This window comes from Arthrobacter sp. 05L417 (genome assembly GCF_056397865.1).
In genome coordinates, this window is record NZ_JBFTOG010000001.1 from 335,334 (window position 1) to 359,685 (window position 24,352).

Consider the following 24,352-nt stretch of genomic DNA (forward strand, 5'->3'; position numbering starts at 1 on the left):
AACCCCCATCACCACCTTTGCATCCTTGAGAGGACCAACCATGGCAATGAATCTTGATCGCAGAAACTTCCTGGGGCTCGCCGGACTCGGAGTCGGCGCAGCCGCCCTGGCAGCATGCGGCGGTCCGTCGACGAGCGGCAGTGCAGCGAGCACCAGCCCTTCGGACATCGACTTCACGGGCGTCAAGCCGGCCGGCTCGTTCGACTTTTGGACCAGCCACCCCGGGCAGTCCCAGGCCGTCGAGCAATCCATCATCGACAAGTTCCAGGCGAAGTTCCCGGACATCAAGGTGAACCTCGTGACGGCAGGCGCCAACTACGAGGAAATCGCGCAGAAGTTCCAGACCTCGCAGGCAGCGAAGTCTGCCCTCCCCGGCCTCGTAGTGCTCTCCGACGTCTGGTGGTTCCGCTATTACACCAACGGCAACATCATTCCGTTGGACGGACTCATCAAGCAGTTGGACGTCAAAATCGACGACTTCCAGAAGTCCCTCGTAGCGGACTACCAATACGCCAACAAGCAGTGGGCACTCCCCTACGGCCGTTCCACCCCGCTGTTCTATTACAACAAGGACCACTTCAAGGCCGCTGGCCTTCCGGACCGGGCTCCCAAGACCTGGCAGGAGTTCGCCGAGTGGGCCCCCAAGCTCCAGGCCAGCTCGGGCGCGAAGTACGCCTACATCTACCCTGCCCTTGCCGGATACGCCGGCTGGACCTTGCAGAACAACCTGTGGGGCTGGGGCGGCAGCTGGTCCAACGGCTGGACCTTCAACTGCGATTCCACCGAGTCCGTTACGGCCCTGCAGTGGGCCCAGGACTCCATCTACAAGGACAAGTGGGCCGGCGTCTCCTCCAAGAACGCTGCGGACGACTTCTCCGCAGGCATCACGTCCACCACGATCTCCTCCACGGGAGACCTGTTGGGCGTGCTGAAGTCCGCCAAGTTCAACGTCGGCGTCGGCTTCCTTCCGGGCGGCCCCAAGGCCGAGACCAACGTCTGCCCCACCGGCGGCGCGGGACTCGGGATTCCCAGCGGTGTCAGCAAGGAAGTCCAGCTCGCGGCTGCCACTTTCCTGAAATTCATGACCGAACCGGAGAACACCGCGGCATTCTCCGCCGCGACCGGCTACATGCCCACGCGCGTCTCCGCCGACATGACGGCAGTCCTCGCCAAGACTCCGCAGATCAAGACGGCCATGGACCAGCTCGCCGTCACCAAGGTGCAGGACAACGCCCGCGTATTCCTGCCCGGTGCCGACCAGGAAATGGCCAAGGCTGCCGCGAAGATCCTCACGCAGCAGGGCGACGTGAAGGCCACCATGACGGACCTCAAGGCAACCCTCGATGGCATCTACACCAAGGACGTGAAGCCCAAGCTCAAAGCTAGCTAAAGCTCCCGAAACGAAAAATCCCTGGCGACAACGGAATTCCGGTGTCGCCAGGGATTTTCTGTATCGGCTCCCAGTTTGGGGGTCAGGGAATCGGAACGGGTACGACGCCGAGCGGCACCAGCTGCTCCGCACCGCCGTCGGGCGCGGAAAGCACCCAGATGCCCTTTTCGTGGACGGCGACCGAGTGCTCCCACTGGCACGAACGCTTCCCGTCGGTGGTCACCACGGTCCAGTCGTCGTCGAGGGTTGCTGTTTCGATGTTGCCACGGACGAGCATGGGCTCGATCGCAAGGCACAGCCCCGGCCTGATCTTCGGGCCGCGGTGCGTGGTGCGATAGTTCAACACGTCAGGGGCCATGTGCATCTCGGAACCGATGCCGTGGCCTACGTAGTCTTCCAGGATACCCAGCGGCTTTCCCGGGACGGAGGAGACGTAGTCATCCACGGCGTTGCCGATGTCGCCCACGAACTTTCCCTTGGCCAAGGCAGCAATTCCACGCCACATAGCGGCCTGGGTGACATCCGAGAGCCGCTGGTCTTCAGGATCGGCCGCACCGACTATCACGGTGCGCGCGGAGTCGGAATGCCAACCATCAACGATCGCTCCGCCATCGATCGAAATGATGTCCCCGTCCTGGAGGACGCGGTCGCCGGGGATGCCGTGGACTACTTCCTCGTTGACGGAAGTGCAGATGGTGGCCGGGAAGCCGTGGTACCCGAGGAAATTCGACTTTGCCCCAGCGTCGATGAGGACCGCCGCGAACACGGCGTCGATCTCACGCGTGGTCACGCCCGGTTTCGCTGCCTCAACGGCTGCGTCGAGCGCTCTGCTGAGGACCAAGCCGGCCTCGTGCATCTTGCGCATTTGCTCATTGGTCTTGTATTCGATGCGGGGCTGGCCGAACGCCATGGTCTCCTCTTGTCGTGCACTGCTTATGGTGGGCTGCGGAACCAGATCACCCTTTGATCTCTTATTTTCCCGCATCAGCGGCCATGCCCGAAACCGGAGCCGGGAACGACACGGAAGCGTCACTGGTCTCGGTCCGGCAGAAGGGGAACAGAAAAGGGTGTGTCCCGCCTGGGAGCAGTTCGCTCCGGCGCGGGACACACCCTTTCAACAGTCATGCAGCTGACTAGACCGCCTTGGCCGCCTCGATGGCCAGCAACACACGATCCGTGACCTCGTCGATGCCGCCAATGCCATCGACTTGGGTGAGGATGCCGCGTTCGGCATACTTGGCCACAACGGCCTCGGTCTGCTCGTGGTAGAGGTCCAGGCGGTGGCGGATGACACCTTCGTTGTCGTCCGAGCGTCCGGTCTCCTTGGCACGGCCCAGCAAGCGCGAAACAAGTTCCTCGTCGTCGGCCGTCAGCTGAAGCACGACGTCGAGCTTCTCTTCCGTGTCGGCGAGGATCTGGTCCAGGTATTCCACCTGGGCCGTGGTGCGCGGGTACCCGTCGAGCAGGAAGCCGTTCTCGACGTCGTTCTCGCTCAGGCGGTCACGGACCATCTTGTTCGTGACGCTGTCCGGAACGAAATCTCCGGCATCCATGTACTTCTTGGCTTCGATACCCAGCGGGGTTTCGCCCTTGACGTTCGCACGGAAGATGTCGCCCGTGGAAATGGCGACTACGCCCAAGCGCTCGGAAATCCGCTCAGCCTGGGTTCCCTTGCCAGAACCCGGAGGTCCAATGATCAGCATTCTCGTCATCGCAAAAGCCCTTCGTAGTGACGTTGTTGTAGCTGCGCATCAATCTGCTTGACGGTTTCCAGGCCCACACCCACCATGATCAGAATTGATGTGCCACCGAACGGGAAGTTCTGGTTGGCGCTGATCAGGACGAGTGCGACCAGCGGAATCAACGCCACGAAGCCCAGGTAAAAGGCGCCGGGGAGGGTGATCCTGGAAAGCACGTACTGCAGGTAGTCCGCGGTCGGTTTGCCCGCCCGGATGCCCGGAATGAACCCGCCGTACTTCTTCATGTTGTCCGAGACCTCTTCAGGGTTGAAGGTGATCGCGACGTAGAAGTAGGTGAAGAACACAATCATGACGAAGTACAGCGCCATGTAGATGGGGTGGTCGCCCTTGGTGAGGTTGTTGTTGATCCACTCAACCCACGGGGCGATGGACTCTCCGGCCTTCGGCTGGTTGAACTGCGCAATCAGCCCCGGCAGGTAGAGCATGGAGGATGCGAAGATGACGGGCACGACGCCGGCCATGTTCACCTTGATAGGGATGTAGGTGCTGGTGCCGCCCACGGTGCGCCGGCCGATCATACGCTTGGCGTACTGGACCGGAATGCGCCGCTGGGACTGCTCGACGAAGACCACGAGTGCGACGGTCACGAGGCCGATCGCCAAGACCGTGAAGAAGGTGCCCGGTCCCTTGGAGTTCCAGATGGCACCAAGCGAGGTTGGGAAGCCGGCAGCGATGGAAGTGAAGATGAGCAGCGACATGCCGTTGCCCACGCCCTTCTCGGTAACCAGTTCGCCCATCCACATGATGAGGCCCGTACCGGCCGTCAAAGTGATGACTACAAGAATCGTGGCGATGATGCTCGTGTCGGGGATGATCGGCAGCTGGCAGTTGGGCAGCAGTTGCCCGGAGCGCGCCAGGGACACCAAAGTAGTGGCGTTCAGAAGGCCCAACGCAATGGTCAGATAACGCGTGTATTGCGTCAGCTTCGACTGGCCAGAGGCACCTTCGTCATAGAGCTGCTGGAACCGCGGAATGACCACGCGGAGCAGCTGCACGATGATGCTGGCCGTGATGTACGGCATGATCCCCAGGGCAAAGATCGAAACCTGCAGCAGTGCACCACCGCTGAACAGGTTGACGAGCTGGTAGAGGCCGCCCTGGTCCTGATTGCTTGACAAACATTGCTGAACATTTTGGTAGCTCACACCAGGCGAGGGGATAAAAGCTCCCAAGCGGAAGATTGTGATGATTCCCAGCGTGAACAACAACTTGCGTCGCAGATCAGGCGTCCGAAATGCCCGGCCGAATGCGCTTAGCAAGCGTCCTCCTGAGTTAAAAGTCCAAGGGTGTCGAAAGGGGTCATTGAAACCCAACACCCGAGTCTAACGGTTTGATGCGCCATGCGAACAATCGAGGGGTGCGCGCCATGTGAAAAAACTCCCGGTGCGAGGGGCCGAAGCCCTCCACACCGGGAGTCCTTTCACAGCGGGCGATAGCCCCAGAGCCCTTTAGAGGGCAGTGGTGGTTCCGCCTGCTGCTGCGATCTTCTCAGCTGCGCTGGAGGAGAAAGCGTGGGCGGTGACGTCAACCTTGACGGTGATGTCGCCGGTGCCCAGCACCTTGACGGGCTGGTTCTTGCGAACGGCGCCCTTCTCAACCAGGGACTCGACGGTGACAGCGCCACCTTCCGGGAACAACTCGTTGAGCTTGTCCAGGTTTACAACCTGGAACTCAACCCGGAACGGGTTCTTGAAGCCGCGAAGCTTCGGCAGGCGCATGTGCAGCGGCAGCTGGCCGCCGGCAAAGCCAGCCTTGACCTGGTAGCGGGCCTTCGTACCCTTGGTACCGCGACCGGCGGTCTTACCCTTGGAGCCTTCACCACGACCAACACGGGTCTTGGCAGTCTTGGCACCGGGGGCAGGACGCAGGTGGTGGACCTTCAGGGCGTTCTGCTTGTCGGCAGCCACGTTCTCTGCCTTATCGGCAGTCTTGTTCTCAGCCATTACTTCGCCTCCTCTACATTCACGAGGTGCGGAACCGTGTTGAGCATTCCAACAGTCACGGCGTCAGCGGTACGGACAACAGTGTGTCCGATGCGCTTGAGGCCGAGGGACCGCAGGGTTTCACGCTGGTTCTGCTTGGCGCCGATGACGCCCTTGATCTGGGTGATCTCCAACTGAGCGTCGGAGGGAGTCAGGTTCTTAGCCATGACTAAACACCTGCCTTCTGGTTCTGGAGTGCGCGCACCAGAGCAGCAGGAGCAACCTCGTCCAGCGGCAAGCCACGGCGGGCTGCCACGGAAGCGGGCTCTTCCAGTCGCTTCAGGGCGTCAACAGTCGCGTGAACGATGTTGATGGCGTTCGAGGAACCGAGCGACTTGGAGAGAACGTCGTGGATACCGACGCATTCCAGTACCGCGCGGACCGGACCACCGGCGATAACACCGGTACCCGGGGAAGCCGGACGCAGCATGACAACGCCTGCTGCGGCCTCACCCTGCACGCGGTGCGGGATGGTGTTGCCAACGCGGGGAACGCGGAAGAAGGACTTCTTGGCTTCTTCAACGCCCTTTGCGATAGCTGCCGGAACTTCCTTCGCCTTGCCGTAGCCGACGCCAACCAGGCCGTTGCCGTCACCGACGACGACGAGTGCGGTGAAGCTGAAGCGACGACCACCCTTGACGACCTTGGCAACACGGTTGATGGTTACAACGCGCTCTACGAACTGGCTCTTCTCGGCCTCGCGACCGCCGTCGCGGCCACCACGGCCACCACGGTCGCCGCGGCCCTGGCCACGGTCACCACGCTCGCCACGACGGCCGCCGCGGCGGTCGTCGGTGGCAGCAGCAGTCTCAGTTGCCTCAGCAGCTGCAGCTTCAGTCACCTGAATGTCCTTTTCGTTATTCTCAACGGTCACAGTGCCAGCCCACCTTCACGTGCGCCGTCAGCGACGGCGGCGATGCGGCCGTGGTACTTGTTACCACCGCGGTCGAAGACAACAGCTTCGATGCCTGCAGCCTTGGCACGTCCGGCAACGAGCTCGCCGACGCGCTTGGCCTTGGCAGTCTTGTCGCCGTCGAATGCACGAAGGTCGGCTTCCAAAGTGGAAGCGTAAGCCACGGTTACACCCTTGCTGTCATCGACAACCTGGACGAAGATGTGGCGTGCGGAGCGGTTGACGACCAGACGAGGACGAGCAGCCGTGCCGGTGATGCGCTTGCGGATACGAAGCTGGCGACGGCTGCGTGCAGCAGACTTGCTCTTGTTCGTACGCTTCTTGTTAATTGCGATGGCCATGGTTTACTTACCAGCCTTTCCGACCTTGCGGCGGATAACTTCGCCGGCGTAACGGACACCCTTGCCCTTGTAGGGGTCGGGCTTGCGCAGCTTGCGAATGTTGGCAGCAACCTCGCCGACCTGCTGCTTGGAGATACCAGCGACGGAGAGCTTGGTCGGCCCCTCCACCGTGAAGGTGATGCCTTCGGGAGCGGAGACATTGACCGGGTGGCTGAAGCCGAGAGCGAACTCAAGGTCAGATCCCTTGGCCTGAACGCGGTAACCGGTACCAACGATTTCAAGCTTCTTTTCGTAGCCCTTGGTGACGCCCTCGATCATGTTGGCGATCAGGGTGCGGGTCAGGCCGTGCAGGGAACGCGAAGCGCGCTCGTCGTTCGGGCGGGTGACAGTCAAGGTGCTTTCGTCCAGGGTGACCTCGATCGGGCTGGCTACAGTGTGGCTCAGCTCGCCTTTGGTGCCCTTGACGTTGATGACAGAGCCATCAACCTTAACTTCAACGCCGGCAGGAACGGTGATGGGGAGACGTCCAATACGTGACATTATTCTCTTCCTTTCCCGTTACCAGACGTACGCGAGGACTTCGCCGCCCACGCCCTTCTTGCCGGCCTGCTTGTCAGTCAGGAGGCCGGAAGAGGTGGACAGGATTGCGATACCCAGGCCACCCAGCACGTGAGGCAGGTTGGTGGACTTCGCGTAAACGCGGAGGCCAGGCTTGGAAATGCGGCGGACACCAGCGATCGAACGCTCGCGGTTCGGACCGAACTTGAGGTCGATGGTCAGCTTCTTGCCGACTTCGGCTTCCTCTTCCTTCCAGGCAGCAATGTAGCCTTCTGCCTTCAGGATGTCGGCAACGCGTGCCTTGAGCTTGCTGTACGGCATGCTCACGGTGTCGTGGTATGCCGAGTTGGCGTTGCGCAGACGCGTAAGCATGTCTGCGACAGGATCTGTCATAGTCATTTTGGGCTCTTGCCCTTCCTCGTAATGGTTTCCGCGTTGGCTACAAAGCAGCCGCGGCCGGACCTACTACGTAGTTATTAGTCTTCGGATTTGAACGGGAAGCCAAGTGCCTTGAGCAGCGCACGGCCTTCGTCATCGGTCTTTGCAGTGGTGACAACCGTGATGTCCATACCGCGAACGCGGTCGATGGAGTCCTGGTCGATTTCGTGGAACATAACCTGCTCGGTCAGACCGAAGGTGTAGTTGCCGTTGCCGTCGAACTGCTTGCCGTTGAGGCCGCGGAAGTCGCGGATACGGGGCAGGGCGAGGGTTACGAGGCGGTCCACGAATTCCCACATACGGTCCCCACGCAGAGTTGCGTGTGCACCGATGGGCATGCCTTCGCGCAGCTTGAACTGGGCGATGGACTTGCGGGCCTTGGTTACCTGCGGCTTCTGGCCGGTGATCAGGGTGAGGTCGCGGACAGCGCCGTCGATCAGCTTGGAGTCCTTGGCGGCATCTCCAACACCCATGTTCACAACAACCTTCACCAGGCGGGGAACCTGGTTCACGTTCTCGTACTTGAATTCCTCAACCAGGGTCTGCTTGATGGAATCGGCGTACTTCGTCTTCAGACGCGGAACGATCTTCGCTGGAGTCTCGAGAGTCTCAGTCATTAGATGTCCTTCCCGGATGCCTTGGACACGCGGACACGGACGGTCTTGGAGACGCCGTCCTTCTCAACGGTCTCGAGACGGAAACCAACGCGGGTCGGCTTCTTGGTCGAGGGGTCAACAAGAGCAACGTTGGAGACGTGGATCGGGGCCTCAACGACCTCGATGCCACCGGTCTTGGTGCCGCGCTGCGACTGACCGACCTTGGTGTGCTTGGTGACTCGGTTGATGCCTTCTACCAGGACGCGGTTGGTCTCGGTGAACACGCGAAGAACCTTGCCCTGCTTGCCACGGTCGCCGCCACGTTCCTGCTTGGCGCCGGTGATGACCTGAACCAGGTCACCCTTCTTGATCTTTGCACCCATGGGTTACAGCACCTCCGGAGCCAGCGAAACGATCTTCATGAACTTCTTGTCACGGAGTTCACGACCAACCGGGCCGAAGATACGGGTACCGCGGGGGTCGCCGTCGTTCTTCAGAATCACAGCTGCGTTCTCGTCAAACTTGATGTAGGAACCATCCGCACGGCGGCGTTCCTTCTTGGTACGAACGATGACAGCCTTGACGACGTCACCCTTCTTTACGTTGCCGCCCGGGATAGCGTCCTTGACGGTTGCGACAATGACGTCGCCAATGCCTGCGTAGCGACGGCCGGATCCACCGAGAACGCGAATGGTAAGGATTTCCTTAGCACCCGTGTTGTCGGCGACCTTCAGTCGCGACTCCTGCTGAATCAATTTTTACTCCTTGCGTCGCGCCGGTTCTCAGACCGAAATGGAGCATACGGAATGAGCCTTGCGGAACGGTTGATCGGGGTGTCTCTTGACCTGCCTGGATTTTGCCAGAGCAGGCCTAAACTCCCGTGCCGCCAGCATCAGCTTCCCTTGCGGAAATAACTGCGCGGGGCAGTATGCCGCGGCACGATTGTTTACGAGGTGGTTGTTGACGCACAACTGGCGCCATACAAACTCAATATCCTAGCACGTTTTGTGCTCCGGACCGAAACGCGGAAAGGCCCGCATTCCTAACGGAATACGGGCCTTTCCACCAATCCATATCGCTGCCGGACAAAGCCCGGCGCGGGATTACTTAGCCTTTTCGAGGATCTCGACCAGGCGCCACCGCTTTGTAGCGGACAGCGGGCGGGTCTCAGAGATCAGAACGAGGTCGCCGATGCCGGCGGTGTTCTGCTCGTCGTGAGCCTTGATCTTCGAGGTGCGGCGAATGACCTTGCCGTACAGAGCGTGCTTCACGCGGTCTTCAACCTGAACAACGATGGTCTTTTCCATCTTGTCAGAGACAACGTAGCCGCGACGCGTCTTACGGTAACCGCGCTGTTCAGCGCTGGCTGCTGCTTCCGTCACAGTTTCCTTCTGTTCGCTCACTTGGCGTCCTCTCCAGCCTCGGCTTCGGCCTTCTCAGCCTTGGCTTCTGCCTTCTTGGACTTCTTTTCTTCCTTGGCTTCCACAACCGGTGCGGCAACCTCGGCACGAATGCCCAGCTCGCGCTCACGGAGAACGGTGTAGATGCGTGCGATGTCCTTCTTTACCGCGCGCAGACGACCGTGGTTCTCCAGCTGTCCGGTGGCGGACTGGAAACGCAGGTTGAACAGCTCTTCCTTGGACTTGCGGAGTTCTTCAACGAGACGCTCGTTGTCGAAACCGTCCAGCTGTGCGGGTGCGAGATCCTTCGACCCTACTGCCATTTCTATTCACCACCTTCGCGACGCACAATGCGTGCCTTCAACGGCAGCTTGTGGATTGCCAGGCGCAGTGCCTCGCGAGCTACCTCTTCATTGACACCGGCGAGCTCGAAGAGAACGCGGCCCGGCTTGACGTTTGCGACCCACCATTCCGGAGAACCCTTACCGGAACCCATGCGGGTTTCGGCCGGCTTCTTCGTCAGCGGACGGTCCGGGTAAATGTTGATCCAGACCTTACCGCCACGCTTGATGTGGCGGGTCATCGCGATACGGGCAGACTCGATCTGACGGTTCGTGACGTAGGCCGGGCTCAACGCCTGGATACCGTACTCACCGAAAGTGACCTTGGTGCCGCCCGTTGCAGCGCCGGAACGACCCGGGTGGTGCTGCTTACGGTGCTTGACTCGACGTGGGATAAGCATTTAAGCCTGTCCTCCTTCTGCTGCGGGAGCAGCAGCTTCAGCTGCCGGAGCCTCTGCAGCAACAGGTGCTGCGTCAGCTGCCGGACGGTCGGTACGACGACGGCGGTCACCACGGTCGGCGCCACCCGGGCGGCCCGGGCGGTCGCTGGGACCGCGGCCGCGGGACGGAGCGGAAGCTGCCTGCTGAGCCAGTTCCTTCGCGGTGACGTCGCCCTTGTAGATCCAGACCTTCACGCCGATGCGGCCGAAGGTGGTCTTGGCTTCGTAGAAGCCGTAGTCGATGTTCGCACGCAGGGTGTGCAGGGGCACACGGCCTTCGCGGTAGAACTCGGAGCGGGACATTTCTGCGCCACCCAGTCGACCGGAGCAAGCAATACGGATACCCTTGGCACCCGCACGCTGTGCAGACTGCATGGCCTTCTTCATCGCACGGCGGAAAGCCACGCGGGAAGTCAGCTGCTCAGCAACGCCCTGGGCAACAAGCTGTGCTTCCATCTCGGGGTTCTTGACCTCGAGGATGTTCAGCTGGACCTGCTTGCCGGTGAGCTTTTCGAGCTCGCCGCGAATGCGGTCCGCTTCTGCGCCGCGGCGGCCGATGACGATGCCCGGGCGAGCCGTGTGGATGTCCACGCGGACACGGTCACGGGTGCGCTCGATTTCGACCTTGGCGATACCAGCGCGCTCCATGCCCGTGGACATGAGCTGGCGGATGCGGATGTCTTCGCGAACGAAGTCCTTGTACCGCTGGCCAGCCTTGGTGCTGTCAGCAAACCAGTGCGATACGTGATCGGTGGTGATGCCGAGTCGGAACCCGTGCGGGTTTACTTTCTGTCCCACTTAGCGAGCCTCCTCTTTCTCCGGGGTAGCGACTACCACGGTGATGTGGCTCGTGCGCTTCTTGATCTGAAATGCGCGACCCTGAGCACGCGGCTGGAACCGCTTCATGGTCGGGCCTTCATCAACAAACGCTTCGCTGATGTAGAGGTCTCCTTCGTCAAAGGCAACGCCGTCGCGGTCCGCGAGGACCCGTGCGTTTGCCATTGCCGACTGAACTACCTTGAATACCGGCTCCGAAGCTGCCTGTTCGGCGAACTTCAGAATTGCCAGAGCCTCATTCGCTTGCTTACCACGAACAAGGTTGACGACGCGCCGGGCCTTCATAGGCGTTACGCGGATGTGACGCGCAATAGCCTTGGCTTCCATTGCTTTCCTTCTCTCGTCTTAGCCGTAGAGCGAGCGCCTTAGCGGCGCTTGCCCTTACGGTCGTCCTTGACATGGCCGCGGAATGTCCGCGTGGGAGCGAATTCGCCGAGCTTGTGCCCGACCATCGACTCAGTGACAAACACCGGAATGTGCTTGCGTCCGTCGTGAACGGCAATCGTGTGACCCAGCATGTCCGGGACGATCATCGAACGGCGGGACCAGGTCTTGATGACGTTCTTGGTGCCCTTTTCGTTTTCCCTGGCGACCTTCACAAAGAGGTGCTGGTCTACGAAAGGACCTTTTTTCAGGCTGCGTGGCATGTGTCCAGGCTCCTATCGCTTGTTCTTGCCAGTACGGCGGCGACGAACAATAAGCTTGTCGCTCTCTTTGTTGGGGCGGCGGGTGCGGCCTTCACGCTTACCGTTCGGGTTGACCGGGTGACGTCCACCGGAAGTCTTACCTTCACCACCACCGTGCGGGTGATCGACCGGGTTCATGGCGACACCACGGACGGTCGGGCGAACGCCCTTCCAGCGCATACGGCCGGCCTTACCCCAGTTGATGTTCGACTGCTCGGCGTTGCCGACCTCGCCGACGGTTGCGCGGCAGCGCACGTCAACGTTGCGGATTTCACCGGAGGGCAGACGCAGCTGGGCGAAACGGCCTTCCTTGGCGACGAGCTGAACCGAAGCACCTGCGGAACGGGCCATCTTGGCGCCGCCACCCGGACGCAGTTCAACTGCGTGGATGGTGGTACCAACGGGGATGTTGCGCAGCGGCAAGTTGTTGCCCGGCTTGATGTCAGCGTCGGGGCCAGCCTCGACGAAGTCACCCTGGGACAGCTTGTTCGGGGCGATGATGTAACGCTTGGTGCCATCAACATAGTGCAGGAGGGCGATGCGAGCCGTGCGGTTCGGATCGTACTCGATTTCGGCAACGCGGGCGTTGACGCCGTCCTTGTCGTGACGACGGAAGTCGATCAGACGGTACTGGCGCTTGTGGCCACCACCCTTGTGACGGGTAGTGATCTTACCGGTGTTGTTACGGCCGCCAGTCTTGTGCAGCGGACGCAGCAACGACTTTTCCGGAGTCGATCGCGTGATTTCGGAGAAGTCGGCTACGCTCGAGCCGCGACGGCCCGGGGTAGTCGGCTTGTATTTACGGATTCCCATAATTCATTTCCTCGTTAAAGTGGTCTCCGCTACGCGAGCGGACCGCCGAAGATGTCGATTGTGCCTTCTTTGAGGGTGACAATTGCACGCTTGGTGCTCTTGCGCTGTCCCCAGCCGAATTTGGTCCGCTTGCGCTTACCGGCACGGTTGATGGTGTTGATCGATTCGACCTTGACGGAGAAAATCTTCTCCACGGCCAGCTTGATCTCGGTCTTGTTCGAGCGGGGGTCCACCAGGAAGGTGTACTTGCCCTCGTCGATCAGGCCGTAGCTCTTTTCCGAAACGACGGGTGCAATGACGACGTCGCGCGGGTCTTTGATGGTGGCTGCACTCACTTGGCATCCTCCTCGTTCTTTGCCTTGTCAGCGATGAAAGCCTCGAACGCAGCCTTGGTGAAGACAACGTCGTCGGAAACCAGCACGTCGTAGGTGTTCAGCTGGTCTGCGTACAGAACGTGAACATCTGCGAGGTTGCGCACGGACAGTGCGGCAACATCGTTGGCGCGCTCGATAACAACGAGCAGGTTCTTACGCTCGGAGACTGCACGCAACGCGGCGAGTGCTGCCTTGGAGGACGGCTTGGTGCCGGCGACCAGTTCAGCAACGACGTGGATGCGGCCGTTACGGGCGCGGTCGGACAGGGCGCCACGCAGTGCGGCAGCCTTCATCTTCTTGGGGGTCCGCTGGCTGTAGTCACGCGGCGTCGGGCCGTGGACGATGCCACCACCGGTCATGTGAGGAGCACGGATGGAACCCTGACGGGCGCGGCCGGTGCCCTTCTGCTTGAACGGCTTGCGGCCTGCACCGGAAACTTCGGCGCGGGTCTTGGTCTTGTGGGTACCCTGGCGAGCAGCAGCGAGCTGTGCGACGACGACCTGGTGCAGCAGCGGCACGTTGGTCTGGACGTCGAAGATCTCTGCAGGCAGGTCTACCTTGACAGTGCTAGTCATCTAACTAGGCTCCCTTCACGGCGGTGCGTACGAGGACGACCTGGCCGCGGGCACCGGGGACGGCACCCTTGATAAGGAGCAGCGACTTCTCGGCGTCAACAGCGTGAACCGTGAGGTTCAGCGTGGTGTGACGTTCTGCGCCCATGCGACCGGCCATTTTCAGACCCTTGAAGACGCGGCTCGGGGTGGATGCGCCACCGATTGAACCGGGCTTGCGGTGGTTCTTGTGCGCACCGTGGGAGGCTCCAACACCGTGGAAGCCGTGACGCTTCATAACACCGGCGAAGCCCTTACCCTTGCTGGTGCCGACGACGTCGATCTTCTGACCGGCTTCGAAGAGCTCAACAGAAAGCTCCTGGCCCAGTTCGTAAGACGCGGCGTCTGCAGTGCGCAGTTCGACGACGTGGCGGCGAGGAGTTACGCCAGCCTTTTCAAAGTGACCAGCCAGCGGCTTGGTGACCTTGCGGGGATCGATCTGGCCGTAGCCGATCTGAACGGCGACATAGCCATCAGTCTCTGCATTGCGCAGCTGGGTGATGACGTTGGAGTCAGCCTGGACGACAGTTACCGGGATGAGCTTGTTGTTCTCGTCCCAGACCTGGGTCATGCCGAGCTTCGTGCCCAGCAGGCCCTTTACATTACGGGTTGCGGTCATAGTTTTCTCAGCACCTCCCTACAGCTTGATTTCGATGTTCACGTCGGCCGGCAGGTCGAGACGCATAAGCGAGTCAACAGCCTTCGGCGTGGGGTCGATGATGTCGATCAGACGCTTGTGAGTACGCATTTCAAAGTGCTCACGGCTGTCCTTGTACTTGTGGGGAGAGCGGATAACGCAGTACACGTTCTTCTCCGTCGGCAGCGGCACGGGGCCCACTACCGTTGCGCCTGCGCGCGTGACCGTCTCAACGATCTTCCGCGCTGAAACATCAATGACCTCGTGGTCATATGACTTCAGCCGGATGCGGATTTTTTGTCCCGCCATGTCGCCTGACTCTCTTTCAGTCTGTGCTGCCCTCGAATAAAGGCTGCCCTGTTCACTTACGTGTTGCATGTGGCTGCCGAAGCATTTGAAGTAGTACTACCACCCGCCGCACAAGCTGAATCCGGAGGGATCCGGGTTCCTCAACTTGCCGGTGTAACCGACCCCCGCGGTCGGGCGTGTCGCGCTTTCCGCGCAAAATCGTCCGAATTCCTTTGGGGATCTGGGTTATGTTTGGGCTTCAGCTTGGACCCTGACACCCGGCATTATCCGGATCGGGACGCGAAGAAGCGCTTGAACAACTCACCTAGTATGCCGGAATTCCCCGGCATAAGCCAATCGGGCCTCGTCGGACCATTGCCATCAGCTCCTGCGCTCGGGATGATGGGGTCATGACTGTCCAAGATGCCGCGGTGGGGGATCTTGCAGGCCGCATCCGGCCGGACTTCACCTTGGGCGTCGCTGCTGCGGCCTTTCAGATCGAGGGCTCGCTCACAGCGGACGGTCGCGGACCGTCGAGCTGGGATGCATTTGCCGAGAAACCAGGCGCGATCGTCGACGGGCACTCCCCTGCAGTCGCCTGCGACCACTACAACCGGACGGACGAGGACATTGCCCTCATGCAGGACCTGGGCGTGGATTCCTACCGGTTCTCTCTCTCCTGGCCACGGATCCAACCCGGCGGCAAGGGACCGATCAACCAACAGGGACTGGATTTCTACGACCGCCTGATCGACAAGCTCCTGAAGGCCGGCGTGTCCCCCATGGTGACCTTGTTCCATTGGGATACTCCCCTGCCGTTGGAGCACGACGGCGGCTGGCTTAATCGGGCGACGGCGGAACGGTTCGCCGAATACTCGGCCGCGGCCGCACAGCGCTTCGGTGACCGCGTGGCGCAATGGGTCACCCTGAACGAACCAGTTTCGGTCGCGTTGCAAGGGTACGCGCTCGGCGTCCACGCTCCCGGCAGGCGCCTGCTTTTCGATGCCCTGCCGGCTGCCCACCACCAGTTGTTGGGGCACGGCCTGGCCGTCCAGGCCCTGCGCGCTGCCGGAATAGCAGGAACTGTCGGCGTAGCCAACGTGCATTCTCCAGTCCGGCCCGCAAGCAAGCGGCTGGCAGACGGCCTCATGGCCAAGGCCTTCGACCTCATCTTCAACCGGGTGTATGCCGATCCCATCCTCCTGGGGCAGTACCCGAAGCCTCCGCTACAGGTGAGGCCTTGGTTCCGCGCCCTGGGCAAAGTCCGGGACGAAGATCTCAAGACCATCCACCAGCCCTTGGATTTCTACGGCCTGAACTACTACTACCCCGTCAAAGTAGCCTCGGGCCACGCCGACGGAACCGCGCACTGGAACACCCCGGACATGATGGCCAAGCTTCCGTTCCACCTTGCGGCCTTCCCCGAATACGAAACGACAGGATTTGGCTGGCCTGTGGCCCCCGAACACCTCGGAATCCTGCTCCGGGAGTTAAAGGACCGCTACGGAGCAGCGCTGCCTCCCCTCTTCATCACAGAGAGCGGCGCGAGCTTCCCGGAACCGGACCACACCTGGGGTCCAGTGCACGACACCGACCGCATCAGCTACCTTGCTTCGCACCTTGGCCAGGCCTTGAGGGCCACGGCCCCTGGCGGGATTGCCCACGACGTCGAACTTCTGGGCTACTACGTCTGGACGCTACTGGACAACTTCGAATGGGCCGCGGGCTATTCGCAGCGTTTCGGCCTGGTGCACGTGGATTTCGACACCCTCGAGAGAACCCCCAAGGACTCGTATTACTGGTACCAGTCCTTGAGCAAGGCGCGCAGGAGCTGATTCGAAGTCCTGTTTGTGGACCGATCGTGCTAAATCAATCTTTCCTGTTCGCCCGATTGATTCGCTTGGCGCGCTCGATCTCGCGGCGGAAGTATTTCCTTCCCCAAAAGACCCCGGCTACCACAACAACCACCAAGACCAGAAAAATCAGCGTTCCCATTTCGCATTCCTCCCTTGAGGCAACGGTATCAGGGCGCGGTCCGGTTGAGGCGCCAGACCGCAAGGACAATCAATGCCAAGGCGATCACGGCGAGCATCGCGAAGGCATAGGAACGAAGGGCCCACATCACGCTGAGGGCAACGCCCGCGGCACCCCACCACACGAACATGCGCTCGGCGAGGACAAGTCCGGCAAGCAGTAACACGGCATATCCGACGAGGACCCATAGTTGCTGTGGCTCAGTGCCCGGGAAGAGGCTACCTGGCACTACCGAGAGGAGGCCTCCGAAGGACAACAAGCCTGAGGCGATCCCCAATCTGATTCGCCCCTCCAGATTGTCCCCTACGTAATAGCGCACCCCTGCCAAAACGGCACCGAGGACCGCGAACCACTGCACCACCCAAAAGAGCTCGGGCCTGGCTCCATGGACGAAAAGGACCGCCCGCTGTGCGGCGGCAAGCACCAGCACCGCCCCCAGCTCCGCGACAGTGAATCTGATGGCCCGGGGTACTTCGAGGTAGGCCACGGCCACGGCGGCGCCGAGAAGGCAAGTTCCTGCCAGACCGGTGTCATCGTGCAGTAGGCCTGCAGCTGCGGCCAGCGCAAATCCCCCTCCTGCCGCTGCCGCGAGCGACAACTTGCGCACAGGCTGCGACCCCACGCCCGGGATCCGGGACCAACGGGCAGCGTAGAGCACAGCGGCCGATCCTGCGCAGCCCAGGAGCCACGGGAGGAAATCCTCCCATTGAGCCCCGGCCTGCCCCAGAAGGGGAGCCTCATCCAGGGCCGTAGCGACCAGGACAGTAGCACCGACGAGGCTAGCGGCGGAGGCAAGCGGGTAGAAGCCCGGCATTCCCTCGACGTGGGAGGCCACGAAGCACACTAGCGCCAGTACCAGTCCCGCCATACCCGTGGCGGTGTGCGGAACGTCAACCGACAGCGCGCCTCCGGCACCCGCGAAAGACAGCGCCGCCGCCAGCCAGAACCAATGCTCGGGGACGCCGCTTCCCGGCTGGACCAGCAGCCTCACAACAGTCACCAGTAGCGACATCGCGAGCAGCACCAGAATCACCGCGAACTGACCGAACAGGGGTTCCGCGAGCCACGTCCCGGCAGGGAATGACACCTCGGGTCCGGCTGCCACCACCGCGGCAACCGACGCCGGGATGGTGAAATACCCGGCGCCCCGGGCGGTGAAGATCCGGCTCGCCACGACGGCGGAGACCAACAACGCTGCCAGCTCGAGCAGCAGGACCCAGCGGCCGCCGTCGTGGGCTTCCTGCTGAGCCAAAAGGTACATCGCCGGCAGCACGGCTTGCGCTCCGAGCGTCACCCAGACTGCCGCCTGTTGGAAGGGAATCTGCTGCAAGCGGTTCCGCATGAGCCAGCGGGCGATGTGCTGCAGCACCAGGACGCCCGCGAAAGTCAGCGACACAACGGTGACGGAGGCCGACACGTCGTGCGCGAAGACTGCGGCGAGGGCGGCCGTGAGAATCCTGGCGGCAATGAAGTAGACGCCCTTCGCCGTCCGCCCGGGTGCCGCAGCCACCATGACGGCGCTGAACCCGGCGAAGATGGCAAGCAACGCCTCGACCTCGTGAATGTGCCCACCGCGAAGCAGCAGCAAGAGCGCCAACGTCGCCGGCACGAAGACTGAGGAGGCGCCCTCCGTGCGAAGCATGAACCCGGCCGCCACCGCCGAGGCCGCCATGATGAGTGAGGCCGCGGCCGCTTGCCAGCTTCCGGCCACGGAGCCGTCGACGTAGCGCCCGGAAATGCTCACGACGGCGACGGCGCCGGCCATGAAGGGCAGCACCACGGCGGCGTCGAGTGTCGCGAGGCCTCGGTCAGGACCGCGGACCGCCTCCACGAGGGGCGGAATGACCTGGAGGGTCAAGGCGATGAAGACCACAGTTGCAAGCTGAAGCCTCTCCCCCGCCAACTCCAGGCCACCTCCGTCCCGGAGCAACTGCAGATAGCCTGTGCCCGCGAGAAGGGTGACGAGGGCACGGACCGCCCACCAATAGCTGCGGCGGTGCAGGGTGCGGGGAAGACGGAGCGCCTGAACCGTGAAATACAGCATGCCAACGAGCAACACAGCATTTCCCAACGCCACGGACAGGGCTCCGAAGGACAGCACTCCCGCCCAGGCTAGGGCCGCCGGGGCGAGGAACTCAACCATCCTTCCGCGCAGGGTGACTCTCACCGCATTCGGGAACAGCGTCCAACCAACCAGCGCGGCAGCAAGGACATGAATTCTGATGGCCGACGCTGTCAGGGGTTGGTCCGGGGCTTGCTCGAGCAAAATAAGCAAAGGCATCACGGCCATGCCCGCCCCGGCAAAGGCTGCGAGGAAGGCGGTCGGCGCGAAGGTCCCGACACCCAAGCGGATCAGCGCGGCTTCCAACAGCAACTGGAACGTCACGGCGGCAAGGAACGCCATGACGACGGCGGCAGCGCGGTCGGGATTCTCCGGCGCTACAGCTGCTGTCGCTGCCGGGATGCTGAGAGTGAGCGCAATGCGCCCCGCGAGGACAAAGACCCTGCGTTTGCCCTCCATTGGCCTGCTGGCCCGCAGCAGCCAGAACGCGCCGGCGATAGCCAACAATGCCGCCGTCGGCCAACCGCCGAGTTCATCGGCAAACGGCGCCGCCACCACAAGGGCGCCCACGGGGAGCCACTCGGCGTGGCCTCCCAGCTTCCACGCCAGGACCAAACCGCACAGGAGGCTCGCGAACAACGGGAGGCCCACGGGCGTCCCGGAATGCCGGACCAGGATGGCGAAGGCCGCCATGGAGGCAGCCGCCAGTTGAAGGCCAAAGCACACCACGGCATCAATCCGGCAGCGCCGGATCGCCTGGGATGTGCACGGACCCGGGAACCAACGGGCGAACCGGCTGCTGTCGAATGCCGGCCACAGCGACTGCAGAGCAAGAAGAACGACGGCGGCCAACAGTACCTCCGGCAACCCAAGCCCGGCGTCCGAAAGGAACACGAGGAAGGCCACGGTGAATGAGAGCCTCGCCGCATAGAACTGTTGGAGCCGGAACACGCCCTGGGGAAGGGCCGCCATGACGGCGAAATACACGCCGCACACCATCATGATGATGGCGTACTCGTCCTTCCCCAGATGTTGGGGCACGAAACTGGCGGCAAGTGCAACGAACGGCACCACATAGGGGTGGAGGGACATCAAGGGCCGGATATAGACCGGCGGAAGCCAGTGCGGTTTGCGCGTGGCTATCAGGGTCAGGAACACGGCGAAGCCGATCAGGGAAGCGAAATACCAGACAAGGGCGCCGCCCAGCATGGACACACCGGACCACGCCGAGGAGACCACAAAGCTCAAGGACAGGAAGGCGAGAACCCTGTTGTCGAGTCGAACTGCGGCGACTACATAGGCCACCGTCCCGACGACGGACGTGACCAGCCAGGCGGCCGGGCCGTTGTTCAAGGCGAAGTTGTACATCGCCAGCCCCGTCACGGGGATCAACGCAAGGCCCGTTCCCGTGAGGGCGATCGCGGCGGGCCGCAGCCTGGGAGTCCTCGCATGGAGGATGAAGCCCGCGGCATAAAAGGCCGCGGTGATGGTCCAGACACCGGCAAAGCGGAGAACGGACGGGAGGCTGGTGCCGATGAACAGCGCCGAGGCGGCGACCAGCAGAAGGCTTGCCACGTACAGCGTGATATTGATGTTCTGCCGATCCCGCTTCTGTTTCCGGGCCGTTCGTTCGTCGCGAAGGGCCTCTGGCGAGATCCGGGCTGGTTGCACCTGCGCTGGTTGCGAATGAATCGGGAGCGGCCACGGTTCAACTGGCACGGGCCCAACCGGGGCAGGCTGGGCTGGTGTGGCTTGGACTGGTGCGATTTGGTTCGGCGCGATTTGCTCCGGGGCGCCCTGCACGGGAATGGGCGGGAACGTTTGCCGGCCCTCCGGGCCAGGCGGGCGGGAGGCCCGTTCCTCCGCAGGAGCAGATAGGCGCCGGGCCTCGGCGTCTCGCCACCCTGCCAAGTGGCCGGCTAGATAGCCTGAGCGATACTGCCCAACGGAATCGTCAACCAACCGTTGCGCAGCCCTTTCGGCAAGCCAACGTCCTTTCGATTTCCCCGCGGAGTAGGACACTAAAGCGGCGACCAAGACGATAGCCAATACGAGGATGGTGCCAAAGAAGCCAGACATTGCCGCTCTCCTATCCCATGGGGCGACGAAGCCGCACGGGCTTCGGCTTCGCAAAGTCACGGATCCACCATCCGCCATTAATCCATTCGATAGATAAACAGTAGCAAAGAAGAACCCCGCCACGATAGTGACGGGGTTCTTCTTTGCTTTGCTACCGGACGCCAGGCGGCCGGTCCTCCACCGATCTACAAGTAGAAACTACTTGATGATCTTGGTAACACGTCCCGAACCAACGGTGCGGCCACCTTCACGGATTGCGAAGCCGAGGCCCTCTTCCATAGCGATGGGCTGGATGAGCTCAACGGTCATCTCAGTGTTGTCGCCAGGCATAACCATTTCCGTGCCTTCCGGCAGGGTGATAACGCCGGTTACGTCCGTGGTACGGAAGTAGAACTGCGGGCGGTAGTTCGAGTAGAACGGGTTGTGACGTCCGCCTTCGTCCTTGGAAAGGATGTAGACGTTTGCCTCGAAGTCGGTGTGCGGGGTGATGGAACCCGGCTTGACGACAACCTGGCCACGCTCGACGTCGTCGCGCTTCAGACCGCGGAGCAGGAGGCCACAGTTCTCGCCGGCCCATGCTTCGTCGAGCTGCTTGTGGAACATCTCGATACCGGTAACGGTGGTCTTCTGGACCGGACGGATACCAACGATTTCAACCTCAGAGTTGATCGCGAGGGTACCGCGCTCGGCGCGACCCGTAACAACGGTTCCACGACCGGTGATCGTGAAGACGTCTTCGATCGGCATCAGGAACGGCTTGTCGCGGTCACGAACGGGGTCCGGAACCGAGTTGTCGACAGCTTCCATGAGGTCCTCGACGGACTTGACCCAAACCGGGTCGCCTTCGAGTGCCTTGAGGCCGGAAACGCGAACAACGGGAGCGTCGTCGCCATCGAAGCCCTGAGCGCTGAGCAGCTCGCGAACTTCCATTTCAACGAGGTCGAGAAGCTCTTCGTCGTCGACCATGTCGGACTTGTTCAGCGCGACCAGCAGGTAGGGAACGCCAACCTGGCGGGCGAGCAGAACGTGCTCGCGGGTCTGAGCCATCGGGCCGTCAGTGGCGGCAACCACGAGGATCGCACCGTCCATCTGGGCAGCACCGGTGATCATGTTCTTGATGTAGTCAGCGTGACCCGGAGCGTCTACGTGTGCGTAGTGGCGCTTCTCGGTCTGGTATTCAACGTGGGAGATGTTGATGGTAATACCACGCTGGCGCTCTTCCGGAGCAGAGTCAATCGACGCGAAGTCGCGCTGCTCGTTGAGAGTGGGGTACTTGTCGTACAGCACCTTGGAAATGGCGGCAGTCAGCGTCGTCTTACCGTGGTCAACGTGACCAATGGTGCCGATGTTGACGTGCGGCTTAGTCCGCTCGAACTTTGCCTTTGCCACAGGTTCCTCCTAGAACGATTTCAAGTGAGTTGCTCCTCGGCCGCGCTTTTCGCGGCAGAAACTCCAGCAAGTCTACTTGGGGGCTTTGGATTTGGTGAAATTGCAGATTCAGGGACCAATGTTGGTACCTGGAGTCTGTTCGCGCAGGGGCCGGACTGCGGCCTGGGCTACAGCCCGGCGCCTGCGCTGAATGCTTTCCCGGAACGGGCCAGCATCCTGGTTTATCCGTCGGTGATTACTCGCCGCGGTTCTTCTGGATGATCTCGTCGGCAACTGCCTTCGGGACCTCGGCGTAGCTGTTGAACGTCATGGAGTACACAGCACGGCCCTGGGTCTTCGAACGCAGGTCACCGATGTAGCCGAACATGCCGGACAGCGGAACGTGCGCACGGATCACCTTGACGCCGGCGGCGTCTTCCATGGACTGCATCTGGCCACGGCGGGAGTTCAGGTCACCGATTACTTCACCCATGTATTCCTCAGGGGTGCGGACCTCAACATCCATCAGCGGTTCGAGCAGAACCGGGTTCGCCTTGCGTGCGGCTTCCTTGAAAGCCATACGGCCGGCGATCTTGAACGCCATTTCCGAGGAGTCAACATCGTGGTACGCGCCGTCAATCAGCGTGGCCTTGATGCCGACAACCGGGTAGCCGGCCAGAACGCCGTCGTTGAGTGCATCCTGGATGCCCGCGTCAACGGACGGGATGTACTCGCGGGGCACGCGGCCACCGGTGACCTTGTTCTCGAACGCGTACAGCTCGCCGTCGGCGGTGTCCATCGGCTCGATGGCGATCTGGATCTTTGCGAACTGACCCGAACCACCGGTCTGCTTCTTGTGCGTGTAGTCGTGACGCTCTACAGCGCGCTTGATGGTTTCGCGGTAAGCAACCTGCGGCTTGCCGACGTTTGCCTCGACCTTGAATTCGCGGCGCATGCGGTCCACCAGGATGTCCAGGTGGAGCTCGCCCATGCCGGCGATGATGGTCTGACCGGTGTCCTCGTTGAGGGAGACCTGGAAGGTCGGGTCCTCAGCGGAGAGCTTCTGGATGGCCGTGGAGAGCTTCTCCTGGTCACCCTTGGTGTTCGGCTCGATGGCAACCGAGATCACAGGCTCCGGGAAGCTCATGGACTCGAGGACGATCTGGTTGTTCGCATCACACAGGGTGTCGCCCGTGGTGGTGTCCTTCAGACCGATCGCTGCGTAGATGTGGCCAGCGGTAGCGCCTTCAACAGGCATTTCCTTGTTGGCGTGCATCTGGAACAGCTTGCCGATGCGCTCCTTCTTGCCCTTGGTGGAGTTGACCACCTGTGCGCCTGCTTCCACGTGACCGGAGTACACGCGGATGAAGGTGAGCTGGCCGAAGAACGGGTGCGCCGCAATCTTGAACGCAAGAGCCGAGAACGGCTCGTCGGCGGAAGGCTTGCGGGTGAGCTCCTTCTCTTCGTCGCGCGGGTCGTGACCGACCATGGGCGGGACGTCGAGCGGGTTCGGCAGGAAGTCAACAACAGCATCCAGCATCGGCTGTACGCCGCGGTTCTTGAAGGCAGAACCACAGAGAACCGGGTAGAGCTCAGAGTTGATGGTCATCTTGCGGATGCCGGCCTTGAGCTCCTCGACAGTGAGTTCTTCACCGTCGAGGTACTTCTCCATGAGTTCTTCGGAAGCCTCGGCAACAGTCTCGACGAGCTGTGCACGGTATTCCTCAGCCTTGGCCTGGAGATCGGCGGGGATCTCCTGGACCTCGTACTTGGCACCCATGGTGACGTCACCCTTGGCATCGCCCGGCCACACCAGGGCGCGCATCTCAAGGAGATCCACGACGCCGATGAAGTCGTTCTCTGCACCGATCGGCAGCTGGAGAACCAGCGGCTTGGCGCCGAGGCGGCTGATGATGGTGTCTACGGTGAAGTAGAAGTCAGCGCCGAGCTTGTCCATCTTGTTGACGAAGCAGATACGCGGCACGTTGTACTTGTCGGCCTGGCGCCAAACAGTCTCGGACTGCGGCTCGACGCCTTCCTTGCCATCGAAGACAGCAACGGCGCCGTCGAGGACGCGCAGCGAGCGCTCGACCTCAACCGTGAAGTCCACGTGGCCCGGGGTGTCAATGATGTTGATCTGGTTCTTGTCCCAGAAACAGGTCACGGCGGCAGACGTGATGGTGATGCCGCGTTCCTTTTCCTGTTCCATCCAGTCGGTCGTCGAAGCGCCGTCGTGCGTTTCGCCGATCTTGTGGTTCACACCCGTGTAGAACAGGATGCGCTCGGTGGTAGTGGTCTTGCCGGCATCGATGTGGGCCATGATGCCGATGTTGCGGACCTTGCTAAGGTCGGTAAGCACGTCCTGTGCCACGGTGTCTCCCTTTCGGATGGACTACACGTTCGC

Annotated in this window: 29 protein-coding genes; 2 read left to right on the forward strand and 27 right to left on the reverse strand. The window is 61.7% G+C overall.

What is annotated here, in order from left to right:
- The first annotated feature begins 40 nt into the window (after positions 1 to 40).
- Positions 41 to 1,390 (forward strand): ABC transporter substrate-binding protein, encoded by a 1,350-nt coding sequence (locus AC1DJW_RS01535; protein ID WP_390278701.1) that lies wholly within the window; start codon positions 41 to 43, stop codon positions 1,388 to 1,390.
- Between the two features lie 82 nt (positions 1,391 to 1,472).
- Here AC1DJW_RS01535 and map read toward each other — a convergent pair whose 3' ends face one another.
- From map to rpsJ, 23 genes are all read right to left on the reverse strand, one after another.
- Entirely contained in the window at positions 1,473 to 2,300 is an 828-nt protein-coding gene (gene map, locus AC1DJW_RS01540; protein WP_476900562.1) for a type I methionyl aminopeptidase, read from the reverse strand.
- Positions 2,301 to 2,523: 223 nt separating this feature from the next.
- On the reverse strand, positions 2,524 to 3,093 hold the full coding sequence (locus AC1DJW_RS01545) for an adenylate kinase (protein ID WP_284755208.1): 570 nt from the start codon (positions 3,091 to 3,093) through the stop codon (positions 2,524 to 2,526).
- A gap of 5 nt (positions 3,094 to 3,098) precedes the next feature.
- Positions 3,099 to 4,409, reverse strand: coding sequence for a preprotein translocase subunit SecY (gene secY, locus AC1DJW_RS01550; RefSeq protein WP_059387373.1), 1,311 nt, complete (start codon positions 4,407 to 4,409; stop codon positions 3,099 to 3,101).
- 189 nt (positions 4,410 to 4,598) lie between these two features.
- Positions 4,599 to 5,093, reverse strand: a complete 495-nt coding sequence (gene rplO / locus AC1DJW_RS01555) for a 50S ribosomal protein L15 (protein WP_284755150.1) — start codon at positions 5,091 to 5,093, stop codon at positions 4,599 to 4,601.
- Entirely contained in the window at positions 5,093 to 5,299 is a 207-nt protein-coding gene (gene rpmD, locus AC1DJW_RS01560; protein WP_059387371.1) for a 50S ribosomal protein L30, read from the reverse strand. Before rpmD ends, rplO begins: the two co-directional genes overlap by 1 nt.
- A 2-nt stretch (positions 5,300 to 5,301) precedes the next feature.
- Entirely contained in the window at positions 5,302 to 5,973 is a 672-nt protein-coding gene (gene rpsE / locus AC1DJW_RS01565) for a 30S ribosomal protein S5 (protein WP_171983517.1), read from the reverse strand.
- Between the two features lie 29 nt (positions 5,974 to 6,002).
- Positions 6,003 to 6,386, reverse strand: coding sequence for a 50S ribosomal protein L18 (gene rplR / locus AC1DJW_RS01570; protein ID WP_236812276.1), 384 nt, complete (start codon positions 6,384 to 6,386; stop codon positions 6,003 to 6,005).
- 3 nt (positions 6,387 to 6,389) lie between these two features.
- Positions 6,390 to 6,926: a 50S ribosomal protein L6 gene (rplF, locus tag AC1DJW_RS01575; RefSeq protein WP_059387368.1), complete on the reverse strand. Its 537-nt coding sequence runs from the start codon at positions 6,924 to 6,926 to the stop codon at positions 6,390 to 6,392.
- An 18-nt stretch (positions 6,927 to 6,944) separates the two neighbouring features.
- Positions 6,945 to 7,343 (reverse strand): 30S ribosomal protein S8, encoded by a 399-nt coding sequence (gene rpsH, locus AC1DJW_RS01580; protein ID WP_028265096.1) that lies wholly within the window; start codon positions 7,341 to 7,343, stop codon positions 6,945 to 6,947.
- 77 nt (positions 7,344 to 7,420) lie between these two features.
- The gene (gene rplE / locus AC1DJW_RS01585; protein WP_059387367.1) at positions 7,421 to 7,999 is read right to left on the reverse strand and encodes a 50S ribosomal protein L5; all 579 of its coding nucleotides are present in this window, start codon (positions 7,997 to 7,999) and stop codon (positions 7,421 to 7,423) included.
- Complete coding sequence (gene rplX, locus AC1DJW_RS01590) at positions 7,999 to 8,361, reverse strand: 50S ribosomal protein L24 (protein ID WP_390278693.1); 363 nt, start codon at positions 8,359 to 8,361, stop codon at positions 7,999 to 8,001. Before rplX ends, rplE begins: the two co-directional genes overlap by 1 nt.
- A 3-nt stretch (positions 8,362 to 8,364) precedes the next feature.
- Entirely contained in the window at positions 8,365 to 8,733 is a 369-nt protein-coding gene (gene rplN / locus AC1DJW_RS01595; protein WP_003803789.1) for a 50S ribosomal protein L14, read from the reverse strand.
- 348 nt (positions 8,734 to 9,081) lie between these two features.
- Positions 9,082 to 9,381: a 30S ribosomal protein S17 gene (rpsQ, locus tag AC1DJW_RS01600; protein WP_059387365.1), complete on the reverse strand. Its 300-nt coding sequence runs from the start codon at positions 9,379 to 9,381 to the stop codon at positions 9,082 to 9,084.
- On the reverse strand, positions 9,378 to 9,701 hold the full coding sequence (gene rpmC / locus AC1DJW_RS01605) for a 50S ribosomal protein L29 (protein ID WP_059387364.1): 324 nt from the start codon (positions 9,699 to 9,701) through the stop codon (positions 9,378 to 9,380). The genes rpsQ and rpmC overlap by 4 nt, the downstream gene beginning before the upstream one ends.
- A gap of 2 nt (positions 9,702 to 9,703) precedes the next feature.
- Positions 9,704 to 10,120 (reverse strand): 50S ribosomal protein L16, encoded by a 417-nt coding sequence (gene rplP, locus AC1DJW_RS01610; protein WP_028265101.1) that lies wholly within the window; start codon positions 10,118 to 10,120, stop codon positions 9,704 to 9,706.
- Positions 10,121 to 10,957, reverse strand: coding sequence for a 30S ribosomal protein S3 (rpsC, locus tag AC1DJW_RS01615; protein ID WP_284755143.1), 837 nt, complete (start codon positions 10,955 to 10,957; stop codon positions 10,121 to 10,123).
- Positions 10,958 to 11,323: a 50S ribosomal protein L22 gene (gene rplV, locus AC1DJW_RS01620; RefSeq protein WP_028265103.1), complete on the reverse strand. Its 366-nt coding sequence runs from the start codon at positions 11,321 to 11,323 to the stop codon at positions 10,958 to 10,960. It lies immediately after the preceding gene.
- Positions 11,324 to 11,361: 38 nt separating this feature from the next.
- Positions 11,362 to 11,643 carry a 30S ribosomal protein S19 gene (gene rpsS, locus AC1DJW_RS01625; protein ID WP_018773666.1) on the reverse strand — a complete coding sequence of 94 codons (282 nt, stop codon included), beginning with the start codon at positions 11,641 to 11,643 and terminating at the stop codon, positions 11,362 to 11,364.
- Positions 11,644 to 11,655: 12 nt separating this feature from the next.
- On the reverse strand, positions 11,656 to 12,495 hold the full coding sequence (gene rplB, locus AC1DJW_RS01630; protein WP_028265104.1) for a 50S ribosomal protein L2: 840 nt from the start codon (positions 12,493 to 12,495) through the stop codon (positions 11,656 to 11,658).
- 29 nt (positions 12,496 to 12,524) lie between these two features.
- Positions 12,525 to 12,830: a 50S ribosomal protein L23 gene (gene rplW, locus AC1DJW_RS01635; RefSeq protein ID WP_059387362.1), complete on the reverse strand. Its 306-nt coding sequence runs from the start codon at positions 12,828 to 12,830 to the stop codon at positions 12,525 to 12,527.
- Positions 12,827 to 13,444 (reverse strand): 50S ribosomal protein L4, encoded by a 618-nt coding sequence (rplD, locus tag AC1DJW_RS01640; RefSeq protein ID WP_476900563.1) that lies wholly within the window; start codon positions 13,442 to 13,444, stop codon positions 12,827 to 12,829. Before rplD ends, rplW begins: the two co-directional genes overlap by 4 nt.
- A 4-nt stretch (positions 13,445 to 13,448) precedes the next feature.
- Positions 13,449 to 14,099 carry a 50S ribosomal protein L3 gene (gene rplC / locus AC1DJW_RS01645; protein WP_059387360.1) on the reverse strand — a complete coding sequence of 217 codons (651 nt, stop codon included), beginning with the start codon at positions 14,097 to 14,099 and terminating at the stop codon, positions 13,449 to 13,451.
- 18 nt (positions 14,100 to 14,117) lie between these two features.
- Positions 14,118 to 14,426, reverse strand: coding sequence for a 30S ribosomal protein S10 (gene rpsJ, locus AC1DJW_RS01650; protein ID WP_003803825.1), 309 nt, complete (start codon positions 14,424 to 14,426; stop codon positions 14,118 to 14,120).
- A 389-nt stretch (positions 14,427 to 14,815) separates the two neighbouring features.
- Between rpsJ and AC1DJW_RS01655 the strand changes: the two genes are divergently transcribed.
- A complete protein-coding gene (locus AC1DJW_RS01655; protein ID WP_476900564.1) occupies positions 14,816 to 16,240 on the forward strand; it encodes a GH1 family beta-glucosidase in 1,425 nt (474 codons plus the stop codon).
- Between the two features lie 34 nt (positions 16,241 to 16,274).
- On the opposite strand, the gene AC1DJW_RS01660 is transcribed toward AC1DJW_RS01655, so the two are convergent.
- The 4 genes from AC1DJW_RS01660 to fusA form a co-directional block, all read right to left on the reverse strand.
- On the reverse strand, positions 16,275 to 16,400 hold the full coding sequence (locus AC1DJW_RS01660) for a hypothetical protein (RefSeq protein WP_284755115.1): 126 nt from the start codon (positions 16,398 to 16,400) through the stop codon (positions 16,275 to 16,277).
- Between the two features lie 28 nt (positions 16,401 to 16,428).
- On the reverse strand, positions 16,429 to 20,076 hold the full coding sequence (locus AC1DJW_RS01665; protein WP_476900565.1) for a hypothetical protein: 3,648 nt from the start codon (positions 20,074 to 20,076) through the stop codon (positions 16,429 to 16,431).
- Between the two features lie 702 nt (positions 20,077 to 20,778).
- Entirely contained in the window at positions 20,779 to 21,969 is a 1,191-nt protein-coding gene (tuf, locus tag AC1DJW_RS01670; RefSeq protein WP_059387357.1) for an elongation factor Tu, read from the reverse strand.
- A 235-nt stretch (positions 21,970 to 22,204) separates the two neighbouring features.
- Positions 22,205 to 24,319 carry an elongation factor G gene (gene fusA, locus AC1DJW_RS01675; protein ID WP_476900566.1) on the reverse strand — a complete coding sequence of 705 codons (2,115 nt, stop codon included), beginning with the start codon at positions 24,317 to 24,319 and terminating at the stop codon, positions 22,205 to 22,207.
- Positions 24,320 to 24,352: the final 33 nt, after the last annotated feature.

Excerpts from the sequence above, each read along its gene's own strand:
- AC1DJW_RS01655 (WP_476900564.1), top strand. The coding sequence starts at position 14,816 with ATGACTGTCCAAGATGCCGCGGTGGGGGATCTTGCAGGCCGCATCCGG.
- rplC (WP_059387360.1), bottom strand. The coding sequence starts at position 14,099 with ATGACCGCAACCCGTAATGTAAAGGGCCTGCTGGGCACGAAGCTCGGC.
- AC1DJW_RS01660 (WP_284755115.1), bottom strand. The coding sequence starts at position 16,400 with ATGGGAACGCTGATTTTTCTGGTCTTGGTGGTTGTTGTGGTAGCCGGG.
- AC1DJW_RS01545 (WP_284755208.1), bottom strand. The coding sequence starts at position 3,093 with ATGCTGATCATTGGACCTCCGGGTTCTGGCAAGGGAACCCAGGCTGAG.
- rplE (WP_059387367.1), bottom strand. The coding sequence starts at position 7,999 with ATGACTGAGACTCTCGAGACTCCAGCGAAGATCGTTCCGCGTCTGAAG.
- rplF (WP_059387368.1), bottom strand. The coding sequence starts at position 6,926 with ATGTCACGTATTGGACGTCTCCCCATCACCGTTCCTGCCGGCGTTGAA.
- rplX (WP_390278693.1), bottom strand. The coding sequence starts at position 8,361 with ATGGGTGCAAAGATCAAGAAGGGTGACCTGGTTCAGGTCATCACCGGC.
- rpsH (WP_028265096.1), bottom strand. The coding sequence starts at position 7,343 with ATGACTATGACAGATCCTGTCGCAGACATGCTTACGCGTCTGCGCAAC.
- map (WP_476900562.1), bottom strand. The coding sequence starts at position 2,300 with ATGGCGTTCGGCCAGCCCCGCATCGAATACAAGACCAATGAGCAAATG.
- rplB (WP_028265104.1), bottom strand. The coding sequence starts at position 12,495 with ATGGGAATCCGTAAATACAAGCCGACTACCCCGGGCCGTCGCGGCTCG.
- rplV (WP_028265103.1), bottom strand. The coding sequence starts at position 11,323 with ATGGAAGCCAAGGCTATTGCGCGTCACATCCGCGTAACGCCTATGAAG.
- rpsJ (WP_003803825.1), bottom strand. The coding sequence starts at position 14,426 with ATGGCGGGACAAAAAATCCGCATCCGGCTGAAGTCATATGACCACGAG.
- rplP (WP_028265101.1), bottom strand. The coding sequence starts at position 10,120 with ATGCTTATCCCACGTCGAGTCAAGCACCGTAAGCAGCACCACCCGGGT.
- rpmD (WP_059387371.1), bottom strand. The coding sequence starts at position 5,299 with ATGGCTAAGAACCTGACTCCCTCCGACGCTCAGTTGGAGATCACCCAG.
- rplD (WP_476900563.1), bottom strand. The coding sequence starts at position 13,444 with ATGACTAGCACTGTCAAGGTAGACCTGCCTGCAGAGATCTTCGACGTC.
- AC1DJW_RS01535 (WP_390278701.1), top strand. The coding sequence starts at position 41 with ATGGCAATGAATCTTGATCGCAGAAACTTCCTGGGGCTCGCCGGACTC.
- rplR (WP_236812276.1), bottom strand. The coding sequence starts at position 6,386 with ATGGCCATCGCAATTAACAAGAAGCGTACGAACAAGAGCAAGTCTGCT.
- rpmC (WP_059387364.1), bottom strand. The coding sequence starts at position 9,701 with ATGGCAGTAGGGTCGAAGGATCTCGCACCCGCACAGCTGGACGGTTTC.
- rplO (WP_284755150.1), bottom strand. The coding sequence starts at position 5,093 with ATGGCTGAGAACAAGACTGCCGATAAGGCAGAGAACGTGGCTGCCGAC.
- rpsS (WP_018773666.1), bottom strand. The coding sequence starts at position 11,643 with ATGCCACGCAGCCTGAAAAAAGGTCCTTTCGTAGACCAGCACCTCTTT.